The organism is Acidovorax cavernicola (genome assembly GCF_003581445.1).
This window is the reverse complement of the sequence record NZ_QXMN01000035.1, coordinates 1-18,298: the sequence shown is the minus strand read 5'-3', so window position 1 is coordinate 18,298 and position 18,298 is coordinate 1. Positions and strand designations below refer to the sequence as shown.

At 64.9% G+C, this 18,298-nt stretch carries 24 protein-coding genes and 3 tRNA genes; 16 read left to right on the top strand and 11 right to left on the bottom strand.

The genetic code is table 11. From position 1 onward, the window contains the following. Window positions 1-4 precede the first annotated feature (4 nt). Genes D3H34_RS23085 through D3H34_RS23075 form a run of 3 tightly spaced genes read left to right on the top strand, consistent with a single transcriptional unit; the run spans window position 5 to window position 1,778 of the window. Window positions 5-781 carry an SDR family NAD(P)-dependent oxidoreductase gene (locus tag D3H34_RS23085; protein WP_119556580.1) on the top strand — a complete coding sequence of 259 codons (777 nt, stop codon included), beginning with the start codon at window positions 5-7 and terminating at the stop codon, window positions 779-781. Next, window positions 778-1,314, top strand: a complete 537-nt coding sequence (locus D3H34_RS23080; protein WP_119556579.1) for a MarR family winged helix-turn-helix transcriptional regulator — start codon at window positions 778-780, stop codon at window positions 1,312-1,314. Before D3H34_RS23085 ends, D3H34_RS23080 begins: the two co-directional genes overlap by 4 nt. Continuing rightward, on the top strand, window positions 1,311-1,778 hold the full coding sequence (locus tag D3H34_RS23075) for an acyl-CoA thioesterase (protein ID WP_119556578.1): 468 nt from the start codon (window positions 1,311-1,313) through the stop codon (window positions 1,776-1,778). The genes D3H34_RS23080 and D3H34_RS23075 overlap by 4 nt, the downstream gene beginning before the upstream one ends. Before the next feature lie 6 nt (window positions 1,779-1,784). Here D3H34_RS23075 and D3H34_RS23070 read toward each other — a convergent pair whose 3' ends face one another. Next, the gene (locus tag D3H34_RS23070; protein ID WP_119556577.1) at window positions 1,785-2,201 is read right to left on the bottom strand and encodes a hypothetical protein; all 417 of its coding nucleotides are present in this window, start codon (window positions 2,199-2,201) and stop codon (window positions 1,785-1,787) included. A 3-nt stretch (window positions 2,202-2,204) separates the two neighbouring features. Beyond that, on the bottom strand, window positions 2,205-2,438 hold the full coding sequence (locus tag D3H34_RS34025) for a hypothetical protein (RefSeq protein ID WP_147400476.1): 234 nt from the start codon (window positions 2,436-2,438) through the stop codon (window positions 2,205-2,207). 376 nt (window positions 2,439-2,814) lie between these two features. Here D3H34_RS34025 and D3H34_RS23065 point away from each other — a divergent pair. The 4 genes from D3H34_RS23065 (at window position 2,815) to D3H34_RS23050 (ending at window position 3,968) form a co-directional block, all read left to right on the top strand. After that, window positions 2,815-2,891, top strand: a tRNA-Pro gene (locus D3H34_RS23065). A gap of 141 nt (window positions 2,892-3,032) precedes the next feature. Beyond that, a complete protein-coding gene (locus tag D3H34_RS23060) occupies window positions 3,033-3,245 on the top strand; it encodes a short-chain dehydrogenase (RefSeq protein ID WP_119556576.1) in 213 nt (70 codons plus the stop codon). 33 nt (window positions 3,246-3,278) lie between these two features. Next, window positions 3,279-3,352, top strand: a tRNA-His gene (locus tag D3H34_RS23055). A gap of 52 nt (window positions 3,353-3,404) precedes the next feature. Next, window positions 3,405-3,968 carry an HNH endonuclease gene (locus D3H34_RS23050; protein ID WP_119556575.1) on the top strand — a complete coding sequence of 188 codons (564 nt, stop codon included), beginning with the start codon at window positions 3,405-3,407 and terminating at the stop codon, window positions 3,966-3,968. A gap of 100 nt (window positions 3,969-4,068) precedes the next feature. On the opposite strand, the gene D3H34_RS34310 is transcribed toward D3H34_RS23050, so the two are convergent. After that, window positions 4,069-4,245, bottom strand: a complete 177-nt coding sequence (locus D3H34_RS34310; protein ID WP_167481264.1) for a hypothetical protein — start codon at window positions 4,243-4,245, stop codon at window positions 4,069-4,071. 109 nt (window positions 4,246-4,354) lie between these two features. Here D3H34_RS34310 and D3H34_RS23045 point away from each other — a divergent pair, with 109 nt between their 5' ends. The 4 genes from D3H34_RS23045 (at window position 4,355) to D3H34_RS23030 (ending at window position 6,101) form a co-directional block, all read left to right on the top strand. After that, window positions 4,355-4,768, top strand: a complete 414-nt coding sequence (locus D3H34_RS23045; RefSeq protein WP_119556574.1) for a hypothetical protein — start codon at window positions 4,355-4,357, stop codon at window positions 4,766-4,768. 141 nt (window positions 4,769-4,909) lie between these two features. After that, window positions 4,910-5,230, top strand: a complete 321-nt coding sequence (locus tag D3H34_RS23040) for a type II toxin-antitoxin system RelE/ParE family toxin (protein WP_119556619.1) — start codon at window positions 4,910-4,912, stop codon at window positions 5,228-5,230. Beyond that, window positions 5,205-5,570, top strand: a complete 366-nt coding sequence (locus D3H34_RS23035; RefSeq protein ID WP_119556573.1) for a helix-turn-helix domain-containing protein — start codon at window positions 5,205-5,207, stop codon at window positions 5,568-5,570. Before D3H34_RS23040 ends, D3H34_RS23035 begins: the two co-directional genes overlap by 26 nt. A 258-nt stretch (window positions 5,571-5,828) precedes the next feature. Beyond that, window positions 5,829-6,101 (top strand): hypothetical protein, encoded by a 273-nt coding sequence (locus D3H34_RS23030; protein WP_119556572.1) that lies wholly within the window; start codon window positions 5,829-5,831, stop codon window positions 6,099-6,101. 90 nt (window positions 6,102-6,191) lie between these two features. On the opposite strand, the gene D3H34_RS34305 is transcribed toward D3H34_RS23030, so the two are convergent. Next, the gene (locus D3H34_RS34305) at window positions 6,192-6,353 is read right to left on the bottom strand and encodes a hypothetical protein (RefSeq protein WP_167481263.1); all 162 of its coding nucleotides are present in this window, start codon (window positions 6,351-6,353) and stop codon (window positions 6,192-6,194) included. 274 nt (window positions 6,354-6,627) lie between these two features. On the opposite strand from D3H34_RS34305, the gene D3H34_RS23025 reads away from it, so the two are divergent. Then, window positions 6,628-7,500 (top strand): HNH endonuclease, encoded by an 873-nt coding sequence (locus D3H34_RS23025; RefSeq protein WP_119556571.1) that lies wholly within the window; start codon window positions 6,628-6,630, stop codon window positions 7,498-7,500. A 57-nt stretch (window positions 7,501-7,557) separates the two neighbouring features. Here the strand turns inward: D3H34_RS23025 and D3H34_RS23020 are convergent. The 7 genes from D3H34_RS23020 to D3H34_RS22990 form a co-directional block, all read right to left on the bottom strand. Next, window positions 7,558-7,633, bottom strand: a tRNA-Thr gene (locus D3H34_RS23020). A gap of 25 nt (window positions 7,634-7,658) precedes the next feature. Continuing rightward, window positions 7,659-8,672 (bottom strand): class 1 fructose-bisphosphatase, encoded by a 1,014-nt coding sequence (locus D3H34_RS23015; RefSeq protein ID WP_119556570.1) that lies wholly within the window; start codon window positions 8,670-8,672, stop codon window positions 7,659-7,661. A gap of 132 nt (window positions 8,673-8,804) precedes the next feature. Further along, window positions 8,805-11,507, bottom strand: a complete 2,703-nt coding sequence (pepN, locus tag D3H34_RS23010; RefSeq protein ID WP_119556569.1) for an aminopeptidase N — start codon at window positions 11,505-11,507, stop codon at window positions 8,805-8,807. Next, window positions 11,491-12,180, bottom strand: a complete 690-nt coding sequence (locus D3H34_RS23005) for an HAD family hydrolase (RefSeq protein ID WP_119556568.1) — start codon at window positions 12,178-12,180, stop codon at window positions 11,491-11,493. The genes pepN and D3H34_RS23005 overlap by 17 nt, the downstream gene beginning before the upstream one ends. A 3-nt stretch (window positions 12,181-12,183) precedes the next feature. Continuing rightward, window positions 12,184-13,288, bottom strand: a protein-coding gene (gene prfB, locus D3H34_RS23000; protein WP_119556567.1) for a peptide chain release factor 2 whose coding sequence is annotated in 2 segments (ribosomal slippage) — window positions 12,184-13,206 and window positions 13,208-13,288 — 1,104 coding nt in all. Because the reading frame shifts where the segments join, the coding sequence is not laid out codon by codon here. Window positions 13,289-13,379: 91 nt separating this feature from the next. After that, the gene (locus tag D3H34_RS22995) at window positions 13,380-14,147 is read right to left on the bottom strand and encodes an SIMPL domain-containing protein (protein WP_119556566.1); all 768 of its coding nucleotides are present in this window, start codon (window positions 14,145-14,147) and stop codon (window positions 13,380-13,382) included. A gap of 150 nt (window positions 14,148-14,297) precedes the next feature. Then, window positions 14,298-15,122 (bottom strand): MetQ/NlpA family ABC transporter substrate-binding protein, encoded by an 825-nt coding sequence (locus tag D3H34_RS22990; protein WP_119556565.1) that lies wholly within the window; start codon window positions 15,120-15,122, stop codon window positions 14,298-14,300. A gap of 240 nt (window positions 15,123-15,362) precedes the next feature. On the opposite strand from D3H34_RS22990, the gene D3H34_RS22985 reads away from it, so the two are divergent. The 4 genes from D3H34_RS22985 to D3H34_RS22970 are packed head-to-tail and all read left to right on the top strand — an operon-like array spanning window position 15,363 to window position 18,117. Next, complete coding sequence (locus tag D3H34_RS22985) at window positions 15,363-16,232, top strand: methionine ABC transporter ATP-binding protein (RefSeq protein WP_119556564.1); 870 nt, start codon at window positions 15,363-15,365, stop codon at window positions 16,230-16,232. Further along, complete coding sequence (locus D3H34_RS22980; protein ID WP_119556563.1) at window positions 16,225-16,887, top strand: methionine ABC transporter permease; 663 nt, start codon at window positions 16,225-16,227, stop codon at window positions 16,885-16,887. The genes D3H34_RS22985 and D3H34_RS22980 overlap by 8 nt, the downstream gene beginning before the upstream one ends. A 37-nt stretch (window positions 16,888-16,924) precedes the next feature. Further along, entirely contained in the window at window positions 16,925-17,749 is an 825-nt protein-coding gene (locus tag D3H34_RS22975) for a MetQ/NlpA family ABC transporter substrate-binding protein (protein ID WP_119556562.1), read from the top strand. A 14-nt stretch (window positions 17,750-17,763) separates the two neighbouring features. Next, on the top strand, window positions 17,764-18,117 hold the full coding sequence (locus D3H34_RS22970; protein WP_119556561.1) for a hypothetical protein: 354 nt from the start codon (window positions 17,764-17,766) through the stop codon (window positions 18,115-18,117). Window positions 18,118-18,298: the final 181 nt, after the last annotated feature.

Below are 18,298 nucleotides of genomic sequence, written 5' to 3'. Positions count from 1 at the left end.
AGGTATGCATACAAATTCGCTCACTGGTCGTCATGCCCTCGTCACCGGCGCCGCTCGCGGCATCGGCGCGGAGATCGCCCGCACCCTCGCCGCCCAGGGGGCCGTGCTCACCCTGCTGGGCCGCGATGCGCAGGCCCTGCAGCGCGTGGCCGACACCCTGGCCGGCAGCGGTCACGGCGTGGCGGCGGCCGACGTGGCCGACCCGCAGGGCGTGCAGGCGGCCTTTGCGCAGGCGCGGGCGGAACGCGGCCCTGTGACCGTGCTGGTCAACAACGCGGGCGCCGCCGAGAGCGCGCCGTTCCTGAAGACCTCGGTCGAGCTGTGGCAGCGCATGCTGTCGGTCAACCTCACCGGCAGCTTCCTGTGCGCGCAGGCCGCGCTGCCCGACATGCTCGACGCCGGCTGGGGCCGCATCGTCAACATCGCCAGCACGGCGGGGCAGAAGGGCTACGCCTACGTGTCGGCCTACACGGCGGCCAAGCACGGCGTGATCGGCCTCACGCGCTCGCTCGCGCTCGAAGTGGCGCGCAAGGGCATCACCGTGAACGCCGTGTGCCCGGGCTACACCGACACCGACATCCTGCGCAACAGCGTCGCCAACGTGGTCGGCAAGACCGGCCGCAGCGAAGCCGATGCGCTGGCCGAGTTCTCCAGCGTGAACCCGCAAAAGCGCATCGTGCAGCCTGCCGAGGTGGCCGATGCCGTGCGCTGGCTGTGCGGCGAAGGCGCCGCGTCGGTCACGGGCCAGTCGATCTCCGTTTCCGGAGGAGAAGTCACATGAGCCGCAACGATGCTTCCCACGCCGTGCTGAGCGACGCCGAAGAACTCGGCCACGAAGCGCGCGCCGGTCATGAAGACCACGCCATGCTCAAGCTGTGGCTGCGCATGCTCGCCAGCACCACGCAGATCGAGGCCGAGATCCGGCGTCGCCTGCGCGAGCGCTTCGGCATCTCGCTGGCGCGCTTCGACTACATGGCGCAGCTGTACCGCTACGAAGACGGCCTGAAGATGCGCGTGCTCTCGCGCTACCTGATGGTCACCGGTGGCAACGTCACCGGCCTGACCGACGAACTCGAGCGCGAAGGCATGGTGGCACGCGCCCCCAGCCCCGACGACCGCCGTGCGTGGATCGTGAGCCTCACGCCCGAAGGCCGCAGCGCCTTCGAAGCCATGGCCAACGAACACGAGCAGTGGATCCTCGAGATGTTCTCGGGTCTCGACATGAAGACCGTGAAGCAGATGTACAACCAGCTCGGACTGCTGCGCGTGCACGTGATGCGCGGCGACGGCGCGGGCGAGGAAGGGCAGGCATGAGCGGCGAGAGCAACGGCGTGGAGTTCCAGCGCCCGCGCCTCATCCGCTTTTCCGACTGCGACCCGGCGGGCATCGTTTTCTATCCGCAGTACTTCGTGATGCTCAACGGCCTGGTCGAAGACTGGGTGAGCGACGGGCTCGGCGTGGGCTATCACGCACTCATCGGCGAGCGCCGCGTCGGCCTGCCGACCGTGAAGCTCGACGCCGACTTCCGCGCCGTGAGCCGCATGGGCGACCGCGTGACGCTCGGCCTGTCGGTGGCACAACTGGGCTCGCGCTCGATCACGCTTTCGTTGCGCTGCTTCGAGCCCACCTCGGGCGAGCTGCGCATGCAGGTGCGTCAGGTGCTGGTGACGACCTCGCTCGACACGCACCGTGCCATCGCCGTGCCGGACGACATGCGCGCGGCCATCCTGCGCGATGCGCCGGCGTTGGCCGCTGCCGAGGCTGCAGGCAAGGCCTGAAGAAGGCTAGGGCGCCGGTGCCGCGCTGTCGGCAGCCTCGGGCGCCTTCTTCTCCTGCGCGTGCTTCTTCAGCCAGCCGCTGAGTTCTCGCTTCCCCTTGGCATTGGCCTGGCGCCACGCGTCGCGCGCGGCCGCCACGAAGCGTTCTTCCGCCGCATCGGGCAGCGCTTCTGACTGGGGGGTGTCTTCCCGGTCGAGCCAACCGGCTTCCATGTCGCAGTGCCGTTCGATCTGCCGCGCCAGCTTGTCGCCGATGGGCCGCGCACTCTTGATCTGGCTCCACATGCTGGGAGAGATCTCGATCTTTCGTGCAAACGCCTGGTCCAGTCCCTTGGCGGGCAGGCCCGCCGCGACGGCGTCCTCGAGAAAGCGGCGATGCAGCACGAGCGCATTGCGGCGGCGCGCGACGGTGGTATGGGGCACTGTTCAAAAACAACAACAAGACAAGAAAAGATTGTCCCGGTTGTTGACGTCGCCGTAAACACTCTTTACAGTTGCCAGCAATTCACGGCGCAAGCCGTCCTTTTTCCAACCCCTTACAGCCGACAGCGGCAATTTTTGACCAGGAACCATCGTGAACACCGCACTGACTCTCACCAGCATTCGACCCGCTTCGGGCCGACCGCTCGTGCGCGTCGGGTTCTGCCATGGTTTCGACATGCCGTCGCCCCTGTCGTTGTTTTCGCACCAGAACACCGCGTACGCCACCAAAGCCGCAGCCCGTCTGCGCGTTGGCGGTCAGTTCGAGGCTCAGGTGCCCCCGGGTGGAGGTCGCGCGTAGACGCGCATCTCTCAAGCTCTCTCGCAAAGAGGCCCGGACACCGCAAGGTTCCGGGCCTTTTTGTTTTTGCCGCTTTCCATTTCGGGTGTGCCTTCACCCCACCGCCAGAAATTGCCGCGTCGACGGTCTGGCGGGATGTGCATGAGTTGATCACTCCTGTGCAGCGACGTTCGACGGGGCCGCGCCCAGCGCGTGGCCTGTCGCGTGAGGACACAACCGAAATGGAAGCGCGGGCAGGCTTTTTTTGTTTTTCTTCCGTGTGTGGCGCAGCCTGGTAGCGCATCTGGTTTGGGACCAGAGGGTCGCAGGTTCAACTCCTGCCACACGGACCACACCCGAGCGGGACCGGGCCATGCCGATGCGTGGTCCTCCCGCGGAAACCGGCCGCAAAGATTGGGCGGCGCCGGAACCCGTCACCGGACATTTTTCAAGTCATCACTTTTGTTTTTCTGTCACTGACCCAGGAGGCCCTCATGCGCAAGCGCAACACACCGATCCGGATGATCGCCGTGCACCCGGCACCGAAGCCGCGCAGGCACATGGTGTGGTCGCTGGCCCAGCGCTTCGGCGTGGGGCTCGGGCCGCGCTACGTCGAACTTCGTGCTTCGGCATTGCCCAGCGGCAACGAGGCGTTGCTCGACAACCTCGACCTCGACCAGCGCGTGCGCGCATCGGGCGAGTGGTAGGCGGCGTCGCTCGTCTTCTTCTTGTTTTCCATGGTGCGCGTAGCTCAATGGCAGAGCCGCGGGTTGTGATCCCGCTGACGGCGGTTCGATTCCGTTCGTGCACCCCATTCATTCACCCATCCACTCACTTTTTATCGCCGCGAAGGGAGGCGAACCGTCATGCATCCTCACGTCCTGCAACTCGACATTCAGGGCACGCCGCAAGCCTGGATCTCGCTGGAGCAGGCGGTGTTGCACTACGCCACCGGCTCCGTCGCCTGGGAAGACGGCGACCTGCCGCTGGCCACGCTGCGCGGCGGCTTCAACGTGGCGCGCGGTGTGCAGTCGCGCATCGAAGTCGCGCCCATCATCGCGCTGCGTGGTGCGTCGAAGATCAACCTGTTCGACGTCGTGCCCGGCGTGACCAAGGCCAAGCTGCTGCGCCGCGACCGCCACACCTGCGCCTATTGCGCGCAGGTGTTCGCCGACCGCGACCTGCAGTGCGAACACGTCATGCCCGAATCGCGCGGCGGCCCGTGGAGCTGGACCAACCTCGTGAGCGCCTGCGCCGCCTGCAACAACCGCAAGGCCGCACGCACGCCCGAGGAAGCCGGCATGCCGCTGGTCTACCTGCCGTACGTGCCGAGCCGCTTCGAGAACTTCCTGCTCGAAGGCCGCAACATCCGCGCCGACGTGCACGAGTGGCTGGCCAAACGCCTGCCGCGCGGCTCGCGACTGCAATAGATGGCGCCGCATGCACCATGAGAAAAGCCCGCTTCCGTTGGTCCAACGGAAGCGGGCTTTGTCTTGTGCGGCTTGCGCGTGTGCTTGTTTGTGTGGGTGTTCAGCGCCCCGCGCCGAAGAAGCTGTAGGCCACCGCGGAGGCCGCTGCGAGCCCACCGAGCAGAAGGAAAAGCACCTTCGTCGTGCGGCGGGAGCCGCGCCTTGAACGCACCCAATGCTCTGGCCCGATCAGATCGATCGGAACCGTGGGTTTACCTATGTCAGACGCCTTTTCCATGACAACAAATATAGCTCAGGCGCCAAGACACGAAGTTACAGCGGCCTTTTGACCGGCTCGCACCGTGGCCGCTTGCCGACACCAGATGGAAACGTGTGAAATATTGCCCATGAACCAACAAATCATTCTCGAGAGCTTGGTCCGCGCACTGGAGAGCTGGGTCCGCAACGCCTCCGCGGTCGAGCTGTGGCGCGTGCACCGCGAGGGCGGCCTGGGTGCATCGATTCGCACCGAAGGCGAGAGCGTCGTGCACGTGCGCATCGCACTCGACGGCCCGCCCGATGCGCTGTCGAGCCTAGGCAAGACCGACGGCCGCCTGCCCATGACCGAGGCCTTCCGAGGCGCTGCCGGAGAAGCAGGGTGGGGCACGCCACCGCCGCAAGGCAGCGCCGAGCGCGAGCAGTGGTTTCTGTCGAACGACGTGGCGCAGGAGCAGGCGCGGCAGTACCTGTTGGCGGAGGTGGTGGCGCGTCGGGATGTGTTGGTGCGGCGGGTGGAGGCGTGGGCTGCGGCTGCGGGTTGAAACCGGCGTGGCTCGCAGAAACGCTTCTTGATCGACCTGTAGAACGGGCCTGCTGGCACGTCCAACTTCTCATGCAGGATTCGTGACGATGGTCACGATTCGGTGGGCGTAGAATATACGCCATTGGCGTACATTTTCGCCATGCTCACCGTCGTCGAAACCCCAACCTTCCAGAAGCTGTGGCCGAACTATTGGGCAGAGGAAGAGCGAGGCGAGTTTGCTGCCTACATCTCGGAACACCCCGATGCGGGAGATCTCGTTCAGAAGTCGGGCGGGGTGCGCAAGGTGCGCTGGAGCCGTGTCGGCTCGGGCAAGAGCAGTGGCGTGCGGGTGGTGTACTTCAACCGCACGAAGCGCGGTGAAGTCGTCCTGCTGTTGATTTATGCCAAGGCGAACCTCGATTCGATCTCTGGTGAAACCTTGAAGGAGTTGCGCAATGCCGCAGAAAAAGCCGATGAATGATGCCGAGCTGGCTGCCTTCGAAGCAGGCCAGGACTTCGAGGCGTTGCTCGTGCAATCGGCGCGCGAGATGGGCGCTGGAAAAACGCGCAAGGTCTACACGCCTGTTGTTGCTGCACGCGAGAACGCAGGCCTTTCGCAAGCGGGCTTTGCTGAACTGCTCGGCGTGTCGGTTCGTACCTTGCAGCAGTGGGAGCAAGGGCGCCGAGAACCAACAGGCGCTGCGAAGACACTGATCGCCATCGCTGAAAAGATGCCCGAAGCACTCCGGGCGGCAGACCCGAACTACAAGGCGCCGCGACGCGTACCGAGTCGATCGAAAGCCAGACAGATCAAGGCCTGAGTGCCGGCTTCGTCGCGTCCATGACGATCGCAGTCGCACGCCACAGAGTCGACGCGAGTCCTCATTTGTTCACCGTGTGAGGCTTCCGCTGATGCGCTTCTCTGCCTACATTTGAACGCCCGCCGCGCCTCACGGCGGGACATCGATGCACACCGCCGCGATGTCGATGTGAGGCACAAAAGGCGACGGCCAGGGTGCGCTAACACCCAGACCGTCTGACCAAGTGACGTGCACAACCTCGGAAAGGACGCACACCAAATGGCTGATGAAATTATCGCCGGGCAAGCCACGCCTGATTCCCCCAGGGCAAATCGCCCTGACGCTGCCGATCTTCTAGAGAAGAAGTCCTCTCAACTGCAATCGTTGCTGACCTGTTGCTACGGAGACTGCAGTGAATGGTTCGACGCAATCGGTGCGGTGCACCGGGACCATGTGATGTGGATCGCGTCAGACCTGGCTGGCGAAGTTGCAGAGCTTGCGCAGCAACTGTTGAGACGGATCAACGCAGCGGACGCGTCGGCGCCTACGTGAGCGCTGCAGAGGGCGACAGCCGCGCGCGAAAGTAGTTCGCGGTCTCTTCGTTGCTGCAGTAGAGGTGGCACCCCTTCATGCCGCGCGTCATCAGCGTGCGGTGTTCTTGATGATCGGGTCTGCTTTGAGCCGCGCCTTGTAGCCGCGCGAGGTGCTGTCGTGCCGACCGCAGGCCTTCGGCTCTGCCACGTCTTGTTGGTTCTCGCCGATGAAGAACATCGTGCGCTTGGCGGCGGCAATCAACTCATTCACTTGGTGCCGGCCCTGCTTGTGAGCGGCCTGCTCTTCTCATTCAGGCGAATGAGGGGCGTCGCCGAGAAGCACAGAAACAATGATTGCTTAGAGCGCGCCAGACAGTGAATCACCCGATCAATTGACGCTAAAGTGTGGTCAATTGTTAACGAAAGGCGGGTGATGTCAGGCTATTTCGGTGCAAATCGCGGAGCGCAGTGCGATGTAGGTTCTTCCAGATCGAAGGATCAGTATCGGATTGGGAGCAATCAGGTCGTTTTTTCGGTGAGATGGCGTGGCTAGCAAGGCGCCTTCGCTCTCAATCGCTGGGGCGCTTCCATCGTTTGCACTTGGGAAGATTTATCGACGCTGGCCAGACCTGAATGACCCGTTTGGCGGCGGTCGGCAAGGCGGAATCTCTGATTCAGCGCAGGCACCGGTGACGTTCTTGTTCACTGGCGATAGTGGCGAGCAGTATGGTTACGCCGATCGATTCGATGACGAGGGCACTTTCTTTTTCTCGGGCGAAGGCCAAGAAGGCAACATGCAGTTCGTTCGCGGCAACAAGGCAGTTCGCGACCACTCAGCCAGAGGAAAAGCGCTGCATTTGTTTCGGACCATCGGCAAAGGCAAGGGCCAAAAGTATCTCGGCGAATTTGTTTACCAAGGATATGACTGGGTCCGTGCGCCAGACAAGAAACAAGTTCTTCGAGACGCGATCATTTTTCGGCTTGTACCGGTTGCGCGTCTCGAACAACTGGAGCTTGCTGCGGCGGAGAATTCCGCTGAAGGTCTGACGTTGCAAGAGTCCCGAAGCAGGGCAATTGCCGCGTCCAAGGTCGATGGCGTGAAGGACGCGACAACAGGAAGCCGCACGATCTACGACCGGAGCCGTGCGGTGCGGGACTACGTGCTTTTGCGGGCAGCGGGGAAGTGTGAGCTATGTAATGAGCCGGCGCCGTTTCATCGAAGTGGCGGGTCCCCGTATCTAGAGCCCCATCACACCACGCGCGTATCTGACGGAGGGCCAGATCATCCGCAGTTTGTGGCTGCGCTGTGCCCGGCGTGTCATCGGGAAGTGCACTATGGGGAGCATGCTCATACGAAGAATCTGGCGCTGATAGAACGACTTCGCAGTCTTGAACCGACGGGGTCTCATCGACCCTAATTTCTAGACCGCACAGCAAAAAGCCCCGCTATCGAAAAAATAGCGGGGCTTTTGATTTGGTGCCGGAGAGATGAATCGAACACCCGACCTTCTCATTACGAATGAGCTGCTCTACCGACTGAGCTACACCGGCGAAGCCTCAGATTATAGCCAAGAAATCAAGGCTTCTCGGCGTGGTACTGCGTCAAACGCTCAACTTCGTTACGCGAACCCAACATCACGCTCACGCGCTCGTGCAGTTTGGTGGGTTTCAGGTCCAGGATGCGCTGCTTGCCGTTGGTGGCGGCGCCGCCGGCCTGTTCGACGAGCCAGCTCATGGGGTTGGCCTCGTACATCAGGCGCAGCTTGCCGGCCTTTTCGGGCTCGCGCTTGTCCCAGGGGTACATGAAGACGCCGCCGCGCATCAGGATGCGGTGCACGTCGGCCACCATGCTGGCGATCCAGCGCATGTTGAAGTCCTTGCCGCGCGGGCCTTCCTTGCCGGCCAGGCATTCGTCGATGTAGCGCTTCACGGGCTCGTCCCAGTGGCGCATGTTGCTCATGTTGATCGCGAATTCCTTGGTGTCGGCCGGAATCTGGATGTCTTCCTGCGTGAGCACGAAGCTGCCTTGCTCGCGGTCGAGCGTGAACATGGCGACGCCGTTGCCCACGGTGAGCACCAGGGTGGTCTGGGGGCCGTAGATGCAGTAGCCGGCGGCCACTTGCTGGGTGCCGGCCTGCAGAAAGTCGGCTTCCTGCACGCCGGGGGTGTCGTCGGGCTTCTTCAGCACGCTGAAGATGGTGCCGATGCTCACGTTGACGTCGATGTTGCTGCTGCCGTCGAGCGGGTCGAACATGAGCAGGTATTCGCCCTGCGGGTAGCGGTTGGGCACCACGTAGATGCTGTCCATTTCCTCGCTGGCCATGGCCGCGAGGTGGCCGCCCCATTCGTTGGCCTCGATGAGCACTTCATTGGCGATGATGTCCAGCTTCTTCTGGACTTCGCCCTGCACGTTCTCGCTCTCGGCCGAGCCGAGCACGCCGCCCAGCGCGCCCTTGTTGACAGCCTGGCTGATGCTCTTGCAGGCACGGGCGACCACTTCGAGCAGCAGGCGCAGCTGACCAGGAATGAGGCCGTCGGCGCGTTGTTGTTCGACGAGGTAGCGGGTGAAGGAGATTTTTTGCTGTGCCATGGGGTCTGTCCTATCCAAATGAGAGGGTCTGTTCGTGGAACACCGCGGAACCGGCTTTGCCCGGCCGCTGGTGTTGCCCCCGGTGAGGGGGGAGGAGAAGCGACACGAAGTGCGCGAAGCCTGGGGGAGAGCTCAATTCCCGGCAAGAGCGCGGGTCACCACTTCGTGCGTGTCCTTGCTCAGATCGGGCTTGGCGGCCACGCGGGCGATGGCTTCGCGCGCGGCGCTGCGGTACGGCTCGGCCAGCTTGCTCCAGCGGTCGAGCGCGCGCGCGAGGCGGGCAGCCACCTGGGGGTTGATGGCGTCGAGCTCGATCACGCGCTCGCTCCAGAACACGTAGCCGGCCGCGTCGGCGCGGTGGAAGGCGCCGGGGTTGCCGCTGCAGTAGCTGAAGATCACGCTACGCGCGCGGTTGGGGTTCTTCAGCGAGAAGTCGGAGTGCTTCATGAGCTGCTTCACCAGCGGCAGGATGTCGCCGCCGCGGTCGCTGGCGCCAGCCTGCAGCGAGAACCACTTGTCGATGACCAGCGCCTCGTCCTTGAACATGGCGTGGAAGCGTGCGAGCGCCTGCGCCGCCAGGGTGTGGCCCGACGACACGAGCGCGTTGAGCGCGTTGAAGCGGTCGGTCATGTTGCCCGCGTCCTTGAAGCGCTGCAGGGTCTTGCCCGGCCACACGGTGTCGCCCGAGGCGCGCGCCGCCAGGCACAGGAAGTTCAGCGCCATGCCGGCCAGTGCGCGGCGGCCCGACGAGGTCGGGTCGGGCGTGTAGGCGCCGGTGTCGTGGTTGGCTTCGTACACCTGCTCCCAGTCGGCGAAGAGGGCGGTGGCGAGCTGGGCGCGCATGGCTTCGCGCACGAGGTGCACGCGCTGCGGGTCGACCACGTCGAGCTGTTCGGCGATGTAGGTTTCCGACGGCAGCGTGAGCACCAGTTCCTTGAAGGCGGCGTCGAGCTGCGGGTGGCGCAGCACGCTGCGCATGGCGTCGAGGTACGCGTCGTTCAGCACCGGCGTGGCGTCGGTGGCGTTCGCTGCTGCAATGGCTTGCAGCGCGGCGCGCAGGCCCAGGCGCTGGCCGGCTTCCCAGCGGTTGAACGGGTCGGGGTCGTTGGCCAGCAGGGTGAGCAGCTGGGCGTCGGTGTACGCAAAGTCGAGGATCACCGGCGCGCTGAAGCCGCGCAGGATCGACGGAACGGGCTCGGCGTCCAGGCCCGTGAAGGTGATCTGCTCGCCGGCGCGCGACAGCACGATGGTGCGAGTGCCGTGTGCCACATCGCTTTCGCCCTCAAGCTGCATGGGCAGCTCGCGGCCGGTGGCGGCGTCGAGCAGGCCGATGTTCAGTGGAATGACGAAGGGTTCCTTCGTCTGCTGGCCCGGCGTGGGCGGGCAGCTTTGCACAACGCTCAGGGTGTAGCTGCGGTTCTGCGCGTCGTACACGCCGTGCGCCGCAAGGCGGGGCGTGCCGGCCTGGCTGTACCAGCGTTTGAACTGCGGCAGCAGGCGGGCCAGTTCCGAGTCGGGGTTGGCGTCGGCGATGGCCTGGGCGAAGTCGTCGCAGGTCACGGCCTGGCCGTCGTGGCGCTCGAAGTACAGGGTGATGCCCTTTTCGAAGCCTGCGCGGCCGACCAGCGTCTGCATCATGCGAACGACCTCGGCACCCTTTTCGTAGATGGTGACGGTGTAGAAGTTGCTGATCTCGATGTAGCTGTCGGGCCGCACCGGGTGGGCCATGGGGCCGGCGTCTTCGGGGAACTGGGCGGTGCGCAGCACGCGCACGTCCTCGATGCGCTTGACGGCGCGCGCCGAGGCGTCGGCACACAGGTCCTGGCTGAACTCCTGGTCGCGGAAGACGGTGAGGCCTTCCTTCAGCGAGAGCTGGAACCAGTCGCGGCAGGTCACGCGGTCGCCGCTCCAGTTGTGGAAGTACTCGTGGCCGACCACGCTTTCGATGTTGCTGTAGTCGGCGTCGGTCGCGGTGGCCTGGTTGGCCAGAACGTACTTCGTGTTGAAGATGTTCAGGCCCTTGTTCTCCATGGCGCCCATGTTGAAGTCGCTGGTGGCGACGATCATGAAGCGGTCCAGGTCCAGCGGCAGGCCGAAGCGGGCTTCGTCCCACAGCACGGAGTTGACGAGCGAGTTCATGGCGTGCTCGGTCTTGTCGAGGTCGCCGGCGCGCACGTACACCTGCAGCAGGTGTTCCTTGCCGTTGCGGGCCTTGATGCGCTGCTCGCGCGCCACGAGCTTGCCCGCCACCAGGGCGAACAGGTAGCTGGGCTTCTTGAAGGGGTCGACCCACTTGGCGAAGTGGCGGCCCTCGGGCAGTTCGCCCTGGTCGACGAGGTTGCCGTTGGACAGCAGCACCGGGTAGGCGGCCTTGCTGGCGCGCAGCGTGACGGTGTACATCGCCATCACGTCCGGACGGTCGAGGAAGTAGGTGATGCGGCGGAAGCCCTCGGCCTCGCACTGCGTGAAGAAGGTGTCCTCGCTCACGAACAGGCCCATCAGCTTGGTGTTCTTGATGGGGCAGCAGGTGGTGAAGATCTCGAGTTCGAACGCGTCGGGCAAACCGTCGATGACGAGCTGCTCGCCTTCCATGCGGAACGAGGCGCCCTGGCCGTTCACGAGCACGCGCGCCAGGTTGAGCTCGTCGCCGTCCAGGCGCAGCGGCTGGGCCGGCACCTCGGGGTTGCGGCGCAGCTGCATGCGGTTGAGCACGCGGGTCTTGGCGGGGTCGAGGTCGAAGGTCAGGTCGACGGTGTCGATCCAGAACGCCGGCGCGGCGTAGTCTTCGCGGCGGATGGCAATGGGTTGCCCTTGGGCGTCACGCTGAAGCAGCATCGAGGGTCTCCAGAAAATTCGAATGGGCCAGTTCGTTGTAGTCGCGAACGGCGGCGATCACGTGAGGGCCGGCCAGCTCGGCGGCCGTATGGGTGCTGCACACGGCCACGGCGCGCATGCCGCCACGGCGGGCGGCTTCGATGCCGAAGGGCGCGTCTTCAAACACGATGCAGCGCTCGGGCGCCACGCCGATGCGGCGCGCGGCTTCCAGGAAGATCGCGGGCGTGGGCTTGCCCGAAAAGCCTTCGTCGCCGCCGACGATGGCCAGCGGCAGCGGGTCCATCTTCAGGCGCGACATGGCGAATTCGATGTTGTGCCTGTCGCCGGCCGTGCCCACCGCCACCTTCAGGCCGCGTGCAACGGCGGCCTTGGCGAAGGCGGTGAAGCCCGCCACCTCGGTGAAGTTGTCGTGGAAGAGTTCGCGGTAGATCTCTTCCTTCTCGTGCACGAAGCCCAGGCACTCGGCATCGGAGAGCTCGCGCTCGAACAGCTCGCGCATGCTCTCGGTGCCGGTGCGGCCCGTGGTGCGCGCGAGGATCTCGCTCACGTCGAGCTTCACGCCGTGGCGCTCCGCGAACGTCACCCACGACCGCGCATGCCAGGGCATGGAGTCGATCATGGTGCCGTCCATGTCGAAGATCAGGGCTTCGACCCTGCCGGTGTTCAGGCTCATCGATCAGACGCCTTGCTTGAGCGACGCTTCGATGAACACGTCGAGGTCGCCGTCGAGCACCTTCTGTGTGGCCGAGACTTCGACGTTGGTGCGCAGGTCCTTGATGCGGCTGTTGTCCAGCACGTAGCTGCGGATCTGGTGGCCCCAGCCCACGTCGGTCTTGCTGTCCTCGAGCTTTTGCTGCTCTTCCTGGCGCTTGCGCATCTCGTGGTCGTACAGGCGCGAGCGCAGGCGCTTCCACGCCACGTCGCGGTTGCTGTGCTGGCTGCGGCCGTCCTGGCACTGCACCACGATGCCGGTCGGGATGTGCGTCAGGCGCACGGCCGAGTCGGTCTTGTTGATGTGCTGGCCGCCGGCGCCCGAGGCGCGGAAGGTGTCGGTGCGCACGTCGGAAGGGTTGATCTCGATCTCGATCGAGTCGTCGATCTCGGGGTAGACGAAGATCGATGCGAAGCTGGTGTGGCGGCCGCCCGACGAGTCGAACGGCGACTTGCGCACCAGGCGGTGCACGCCGGTCTCGGTGCGCAGCAGGCCGAAGGCGTAGTCGCCTTCGACCTTGATGGTCGCGCCCTTGATGCCGGCGGTGTCGCCGGGCGTTTCGTCTTCGATCTGCGTCTTGAAGCCCTTGCGCTCGGCGTACTTCAGGTACTGGCGCAGCAGCATGCTGGCCCAGTCGCAGGCCTCGGTGCCGCCGGCGCCGGCCTGGATGTCGATGAAGGCGTTCAGCGGGTCGGCCGGGTTGTTGAACATCCGGCGGAATTCGAGCTGCTTGATGTCGGCTTCGAGCGTGGCGGCGTCATCGGCAATGGCCTGCAGGCCGTCGAGGTCGCCTTCTTCCTTCGACATTTCGAAGAGCTCGGTGTTGTCCGACAGCCCGTTGGTGAGCCGGTCGAGCGTGACGACCACGTCGTCGAGCGACTTCTTTTCCTTGCCCAGTTCCTGGGCCTTCTTCGGGTCGTTCCAGACGCTCGGGTCTTCCAGCGATGCGTTGACTGTCCTCAGTCGTTCAGCTTTGGCATCGTAGTCAAAGATACCTCCGTAAATCGACCGTGCGGACGCTCAGGTCCGCGAGCATTGCGCCGATTTGGTTGATCTGTTCTGCGTCCATGGGGTGTCCTGACTGTGTGAGGTGGGTGTTCGGGGGAACCCGTCATTTTCTCACGGGCCGCAAAGGCCCCTGAAGCAGTGCCGTTGCGGCGCTATTCGAGCTGGAAATCGACGCTGATCGTGGCCGTGATGCTGATCTGTCCCACCGACAGCTCGCCGTCCGCGCTGTCGCCCTGGCTGGCGGCGGCGCCGCCGGCGGACTGCACGACGTTCTGCTGCATCAGGTTCTGGCCGCCGCGGTAGCTGCCGCTCCAGCCGCCCCAGCGCCAGCCCGAGTCCTCGGTGATGCGCAGGGCCCGCCCGCGCTTCACGCCCAGCTGCGAGGTCAGCGCGTCGGCCTTCTCGCGCGCGGCCGCCACGGCCAGCTCGCGGGCCTTGTCGCGGTGCTTGCGCATGTCGGAATTACGGAACTCGATGTTCTCGACCTGGTTGACGCCCACCGCGAAAAGCTCGGTCAGCAGGGGCTCGAAGCTGTCCAGCTTCGTGAGCTTGATGCCGATGCTCTTGTGCGCGCGGTAGGCCACGGGGGTGATGCGGCTGACCTGGGTGTCGTAGTCGGGCTCGACCTGGATGTAGTTGAGCTGCACGCTCTTGTCGGGCACGCCGTGGCGCCGGATCACCGCCAGGGCCTTGGCGATGCGGTCGCTGTTGTCGCGCGTGGTGGCCTGCAGGCTCTTGTCGCGGCTCTCGACGCCGATGGTCAGGAACACCTCGTCGGGCGCCACGCGGACCGCGGCGGTGCCGGTCACGCTGATCTGGCCGGGCACGGGGTCGGCGGGCCGCTGGGCCGAGGCGCTCGTGGCGGCGGTGAGCAGTGTCATGGTGGCCAGGCCGGCGGCGAGGTGGTGTCGCGAAAACATGCTGGGATTCCTCCATGGTTCGTTGGAGCCCGGAAGATACCTTCGACGCCGTTTCCGCAGCAAAAAACCTGAACGCGAAAAGCCCCCTGGGCACGCCGCGCGCGCACAGGGGGCAAGGGGGGAGACAACCTGGATGGGGCGGTGCGGCGGTCAGAACGCCGGAATCAGCGACCCCTTGAACTGCGTCTCGATGAAGCTCTTCACCTCCGGCGACTGGTAGGCGGCCACGAGGCGCTTGGCCCAGGGCTTGTCCTTGTCGGCGCGGCGCACGGCGATCAGGTTGGCGTAGGGGCTCTGGGCCGATTCCTTGATGACGGCGTCCTTGCCGAACGACAGGCCGGCCTTCTCGGCGTAGTCGTTGTTGATGGCCGAAATCGCCAGGTCGTCGAGCGAGCGCGGCAGCTGGGCGGCGTCCAGCGACACCAGCTTGAGCTTCTTGGGGTTGCTCACCACGTCCAGCGGCGTGGCGTTGTTGTTCTTCACGGCCTCGGGCTTGAGGGTGATGAGCTTGGCCTGTTGCAGGAGCAGCAGGGCGCGGTTGCCGTTCGACGGGTCGTTCTGGATGCCGACCGAGGCGCCGTCGGCCAGCTGGTCGACCGACTTGATCTTGCGCGAATAGAAGCCCAGCGGCGCGGTGATGGTCAGGCCCACGGGCACGAGGTCGAAGCCGCGCGCCTTGATCTGGTTGTCCAGGAAGGGCTGGTGCTGGAAGGCGTTGGCGTCGAGGTCGCCGGCGGCCAGCGCCGCGTTGGGCAACTGGTAGTCGTTGAACACCACGACCTGGATGTTCAGGCCGTCCTTGGCGGCGACCTTCTTGACCACCTCGAACACCTGCTCGGCGCTGCCGACGGAAATGCCGACCTTGACGGTGTTCTTGTTGTCCTGTGCAAAGGCCGCATTGCCCGCGAAAGCGGTGAAAAGGGCGGTGGCCAGGGTGGCGAGCACGAGGCTGCGGCGGCGGAAAGTGGAATGCATGGTGGCGCGAATTCGAAGAAATGAAGGCGCCGAATGTGGCATTGCCGCCGTGGATCGGGAACGAACCAATCCTCATATCGATATGGCATCCACTTCGTTTATGTGGTCTTTCTTATCTGTTTTTTCATATAAGTACGAGCCGATTTGTTCGTTCCCTTTCGGCTTGTTTCTTTTCATACTCGGCACCTTTTTGCGAACCTGCGCGGTCGCGCCTTGCGGCCCGTGCCTCCTTCTTCTTTCATGACCTTCCCTTCGCCTGATGCGGCACGCGGCAACGCGGCGCCGGTCATCCGTCTTCAATCGGTGCAGAAGTCCTTTGCCTTGCCCAGCGGCGAGGTGTTCGATGCCGTGCAGTCGCTCTCGCTCGAGATCCAGCAGGGCGACGTGTTCGGCCTGATCGGCAAGAGCGGCGCCGGCAAGTCGACGCTGCTGCGCCTCATCAACCTGCTGGAGCGGCCCGACGCGGGCCAGGTGTTCGTGGGCGGGCGCGACCTGACGACGCTCTCGCGCCGCGAGTTGCGCGACACGCGCCAGAACATCGGCATGATCTTCCAGCAGTTCAACCTGCTGCAGAACGCCACGGTGTTCGACAACGTGGCTTTCCCGCTGAAGATCCACGGCCGCCATTCCAAGGCCGAAATCAACGAGCGGGTGCGCGAGTGCCTCGACCTCGTCGGCCTGGCCGAAAAGATCGACACCTACCCGGCCCAGCTTTCGGGCGGCCAGAAGCAGCGCGTGGCCATTGCCCGCGCGCTGGCGCCGCGCCCGCAGGTGCTGCTGTGCGACGAGCCCACCTCGGCGCTCGACACCGAAACCACCCGCGCGCTGCTCGAGACGCTGCGCGACATCAACCAGAAGATCGGCGTGACCATCGTGATCGTCACGCACGAGCTGCCGGTGGTCGAGGTGCTGTGCCGCAACGTGGCCATCCTCGAAAAAGGCCGCCTCATCGAGCAGTTCGCTGTCGATGCACCGAGCGAGGAGCGCAAGACCGCGCTGGGCCGCGAGATCGACGAACTGGTGCGCCGCCGCGAACGCGAGGCGCGCGAAGCCGTGGCGCCGCGCGTGGCGTCGGTAGAGCGCAACGCGCAGGAGCTGGCCTATGTTTGAGAACATCACCCCCATCCTTCCCGAGCTGTGGACCGCCACGGGCCAGACCTTCCTGATGCTGGCCATCGGCCTGTCGGCGGCGGTGCTCATCGGCGGGCCGCTGGGCATCCTGCTGTTCCTGCTGGGGCCGGGGCAGTCGCTGGAGAACAAGCCGGCGTTCCTGGTGCTCAACTGGATCGTGAACACGGTGCGTTCCTTCCCGTTCATCATCCTGCTGGTGGCGCTGGTGCCGTTCACGCGGGTGATCGCCGGCACCTCCATCGGCCCGCTGGCGGCCGCGGTGCCGCTGTCGTTCGCGGCCATTCCGTACTTTGCGCGGCTGGTCGACCAGTGCCTGCGCGAGGTGCCGCGCGGCGTGATCGAGGCGGCCCATGCCATGGGCGCCTCGGAGCTGCAGATCGTCTGGCGCGTGCTGGTGGTCGAGGCGCGCTCGGGCTTGGTGCTCGCGCTCACCGTGCTGGCCGTGAGCTTCCTGTCGTACTCGGCGATTGCCGGCGTGGTGGGCGGCGGCGGCATCGGCGACCTGGCCATCCGCTACGGCTACTACCGTTTCCAGACCGACGTGATGGTGCTCACCGTGGCGCTGCTCGTGGTGCTGGTGCAGATCCTGCAGTTCGTGGGCAACACCACGGCGCGCCGGCTCGACAAGCGTTGATCTCTCTTTCTTCCCTTTCTCTTTCCTTGCTCATTCCATGAAAACCGCACTGCTGCGCCGTTCCGTCCTCGCCCTGTCCCTCGCCGCGCTGTCGCTCGGCGGCCTCTCGCTGTCGGCGCAGGCGCAAGACGCCAAGAAGAACCTCGTGATCGGCGGCACCGCCGGCTCCAACGCCGACCAGCTCAAGACCGGCATCATTCCGATCCTGGAAAAGAAGGGCTACAAGGTCAAGCTGGTCGAGTTCAACGACTACGTGCAGCCCAACCTCGCGCTGGCGCAGGGCTCGCTCGACGCCAACTTCTTCCAGCACCTGGTCTACCTGAAGAAGTTCGCGGCCGACCAGAAGCTCGACCTGACCGAGCTGGTGCAGGGACCGATCGCACCGATGGGCGTGTACTCGACCAAGCGCAAGACGCTGGCCGACGTGAAGGAGGGCGACCGCGTGACGCTGCCGAACGACCCGAGCAACCTGGCGCGCGCGCTGGTGCTGCTGGAGCAGAACAAGCTCATCACCATCAAGGCCGGCATCGACCCGCTGCGCGCGTCGGAGCGTGACGTGGCCGAGAACCCGAAGAAGCTGAAGTTCATTCCGCTCGAAGCCGCGCAGCTGCCGCGTTCGCTGGGCGACACCGAATACGCCATCGTCAACGGCAACTTCGCGATCTCGTCGGGCCTGAAGCTCACCGAGGCCGTGGTGCTCGAGAAGACGCCCGACTACTACCTGAATGTGGTCGCCGTGAAGACCGCCGACAAGAACGCCGCATGGGCCAAGGACCTCGCCGACGCCTACCGCTCGAAGGAATTCAAGGCGGTGGTCGACAGCAAGTTCCAGGGCTACGCCAAGCCCAGCTTCCTGCAGTAACCCGGACGCCGCCCATGCCCGTGCTGGCCGTATTCGATGCACAAGGCAGCTGGCGCGACACGCACGTGTGCGACGGCTGGATCACCGATCACCTGGCGCACCACGGCGTGCGCTGGGGGCGCGGCGAGGCTCAACAAGGCCAGCGCACGCTCGACAGCGCGGGGCTGTTCTATCTGCCGACGGCGGATGGCTATCTGGGGTTGTTGTTCGAAGGCGGGGAGTGGGTGTCCATTGCCGCCGATGCACCGCATTTCTTCGATGCGGGCGAGGGGGAGTCTCCTGAAGGACTTCCGGCTGTGTTGCCGCGCTTCGAGGCTTTTGTCGAAGAGGTCTTGTCTCTGACGGGAAACAACGCCGACGACGAATGAAGGTGCGGATCGCGCTTCGAATGCGTCCGCAGTGCGGGTAAGTTCAGCACCGCGTGTTCAAGCGCGCCCCGTATTGCTCCTTCCCCTCCCGGGGGAAGGCTGGGATGGGGGCTCGCGGCGCTTGCAAACGCTGTGCATGCGCGAAGGCCGTGCCCCCACCCCGACCCTCCCCCGGAAGGGG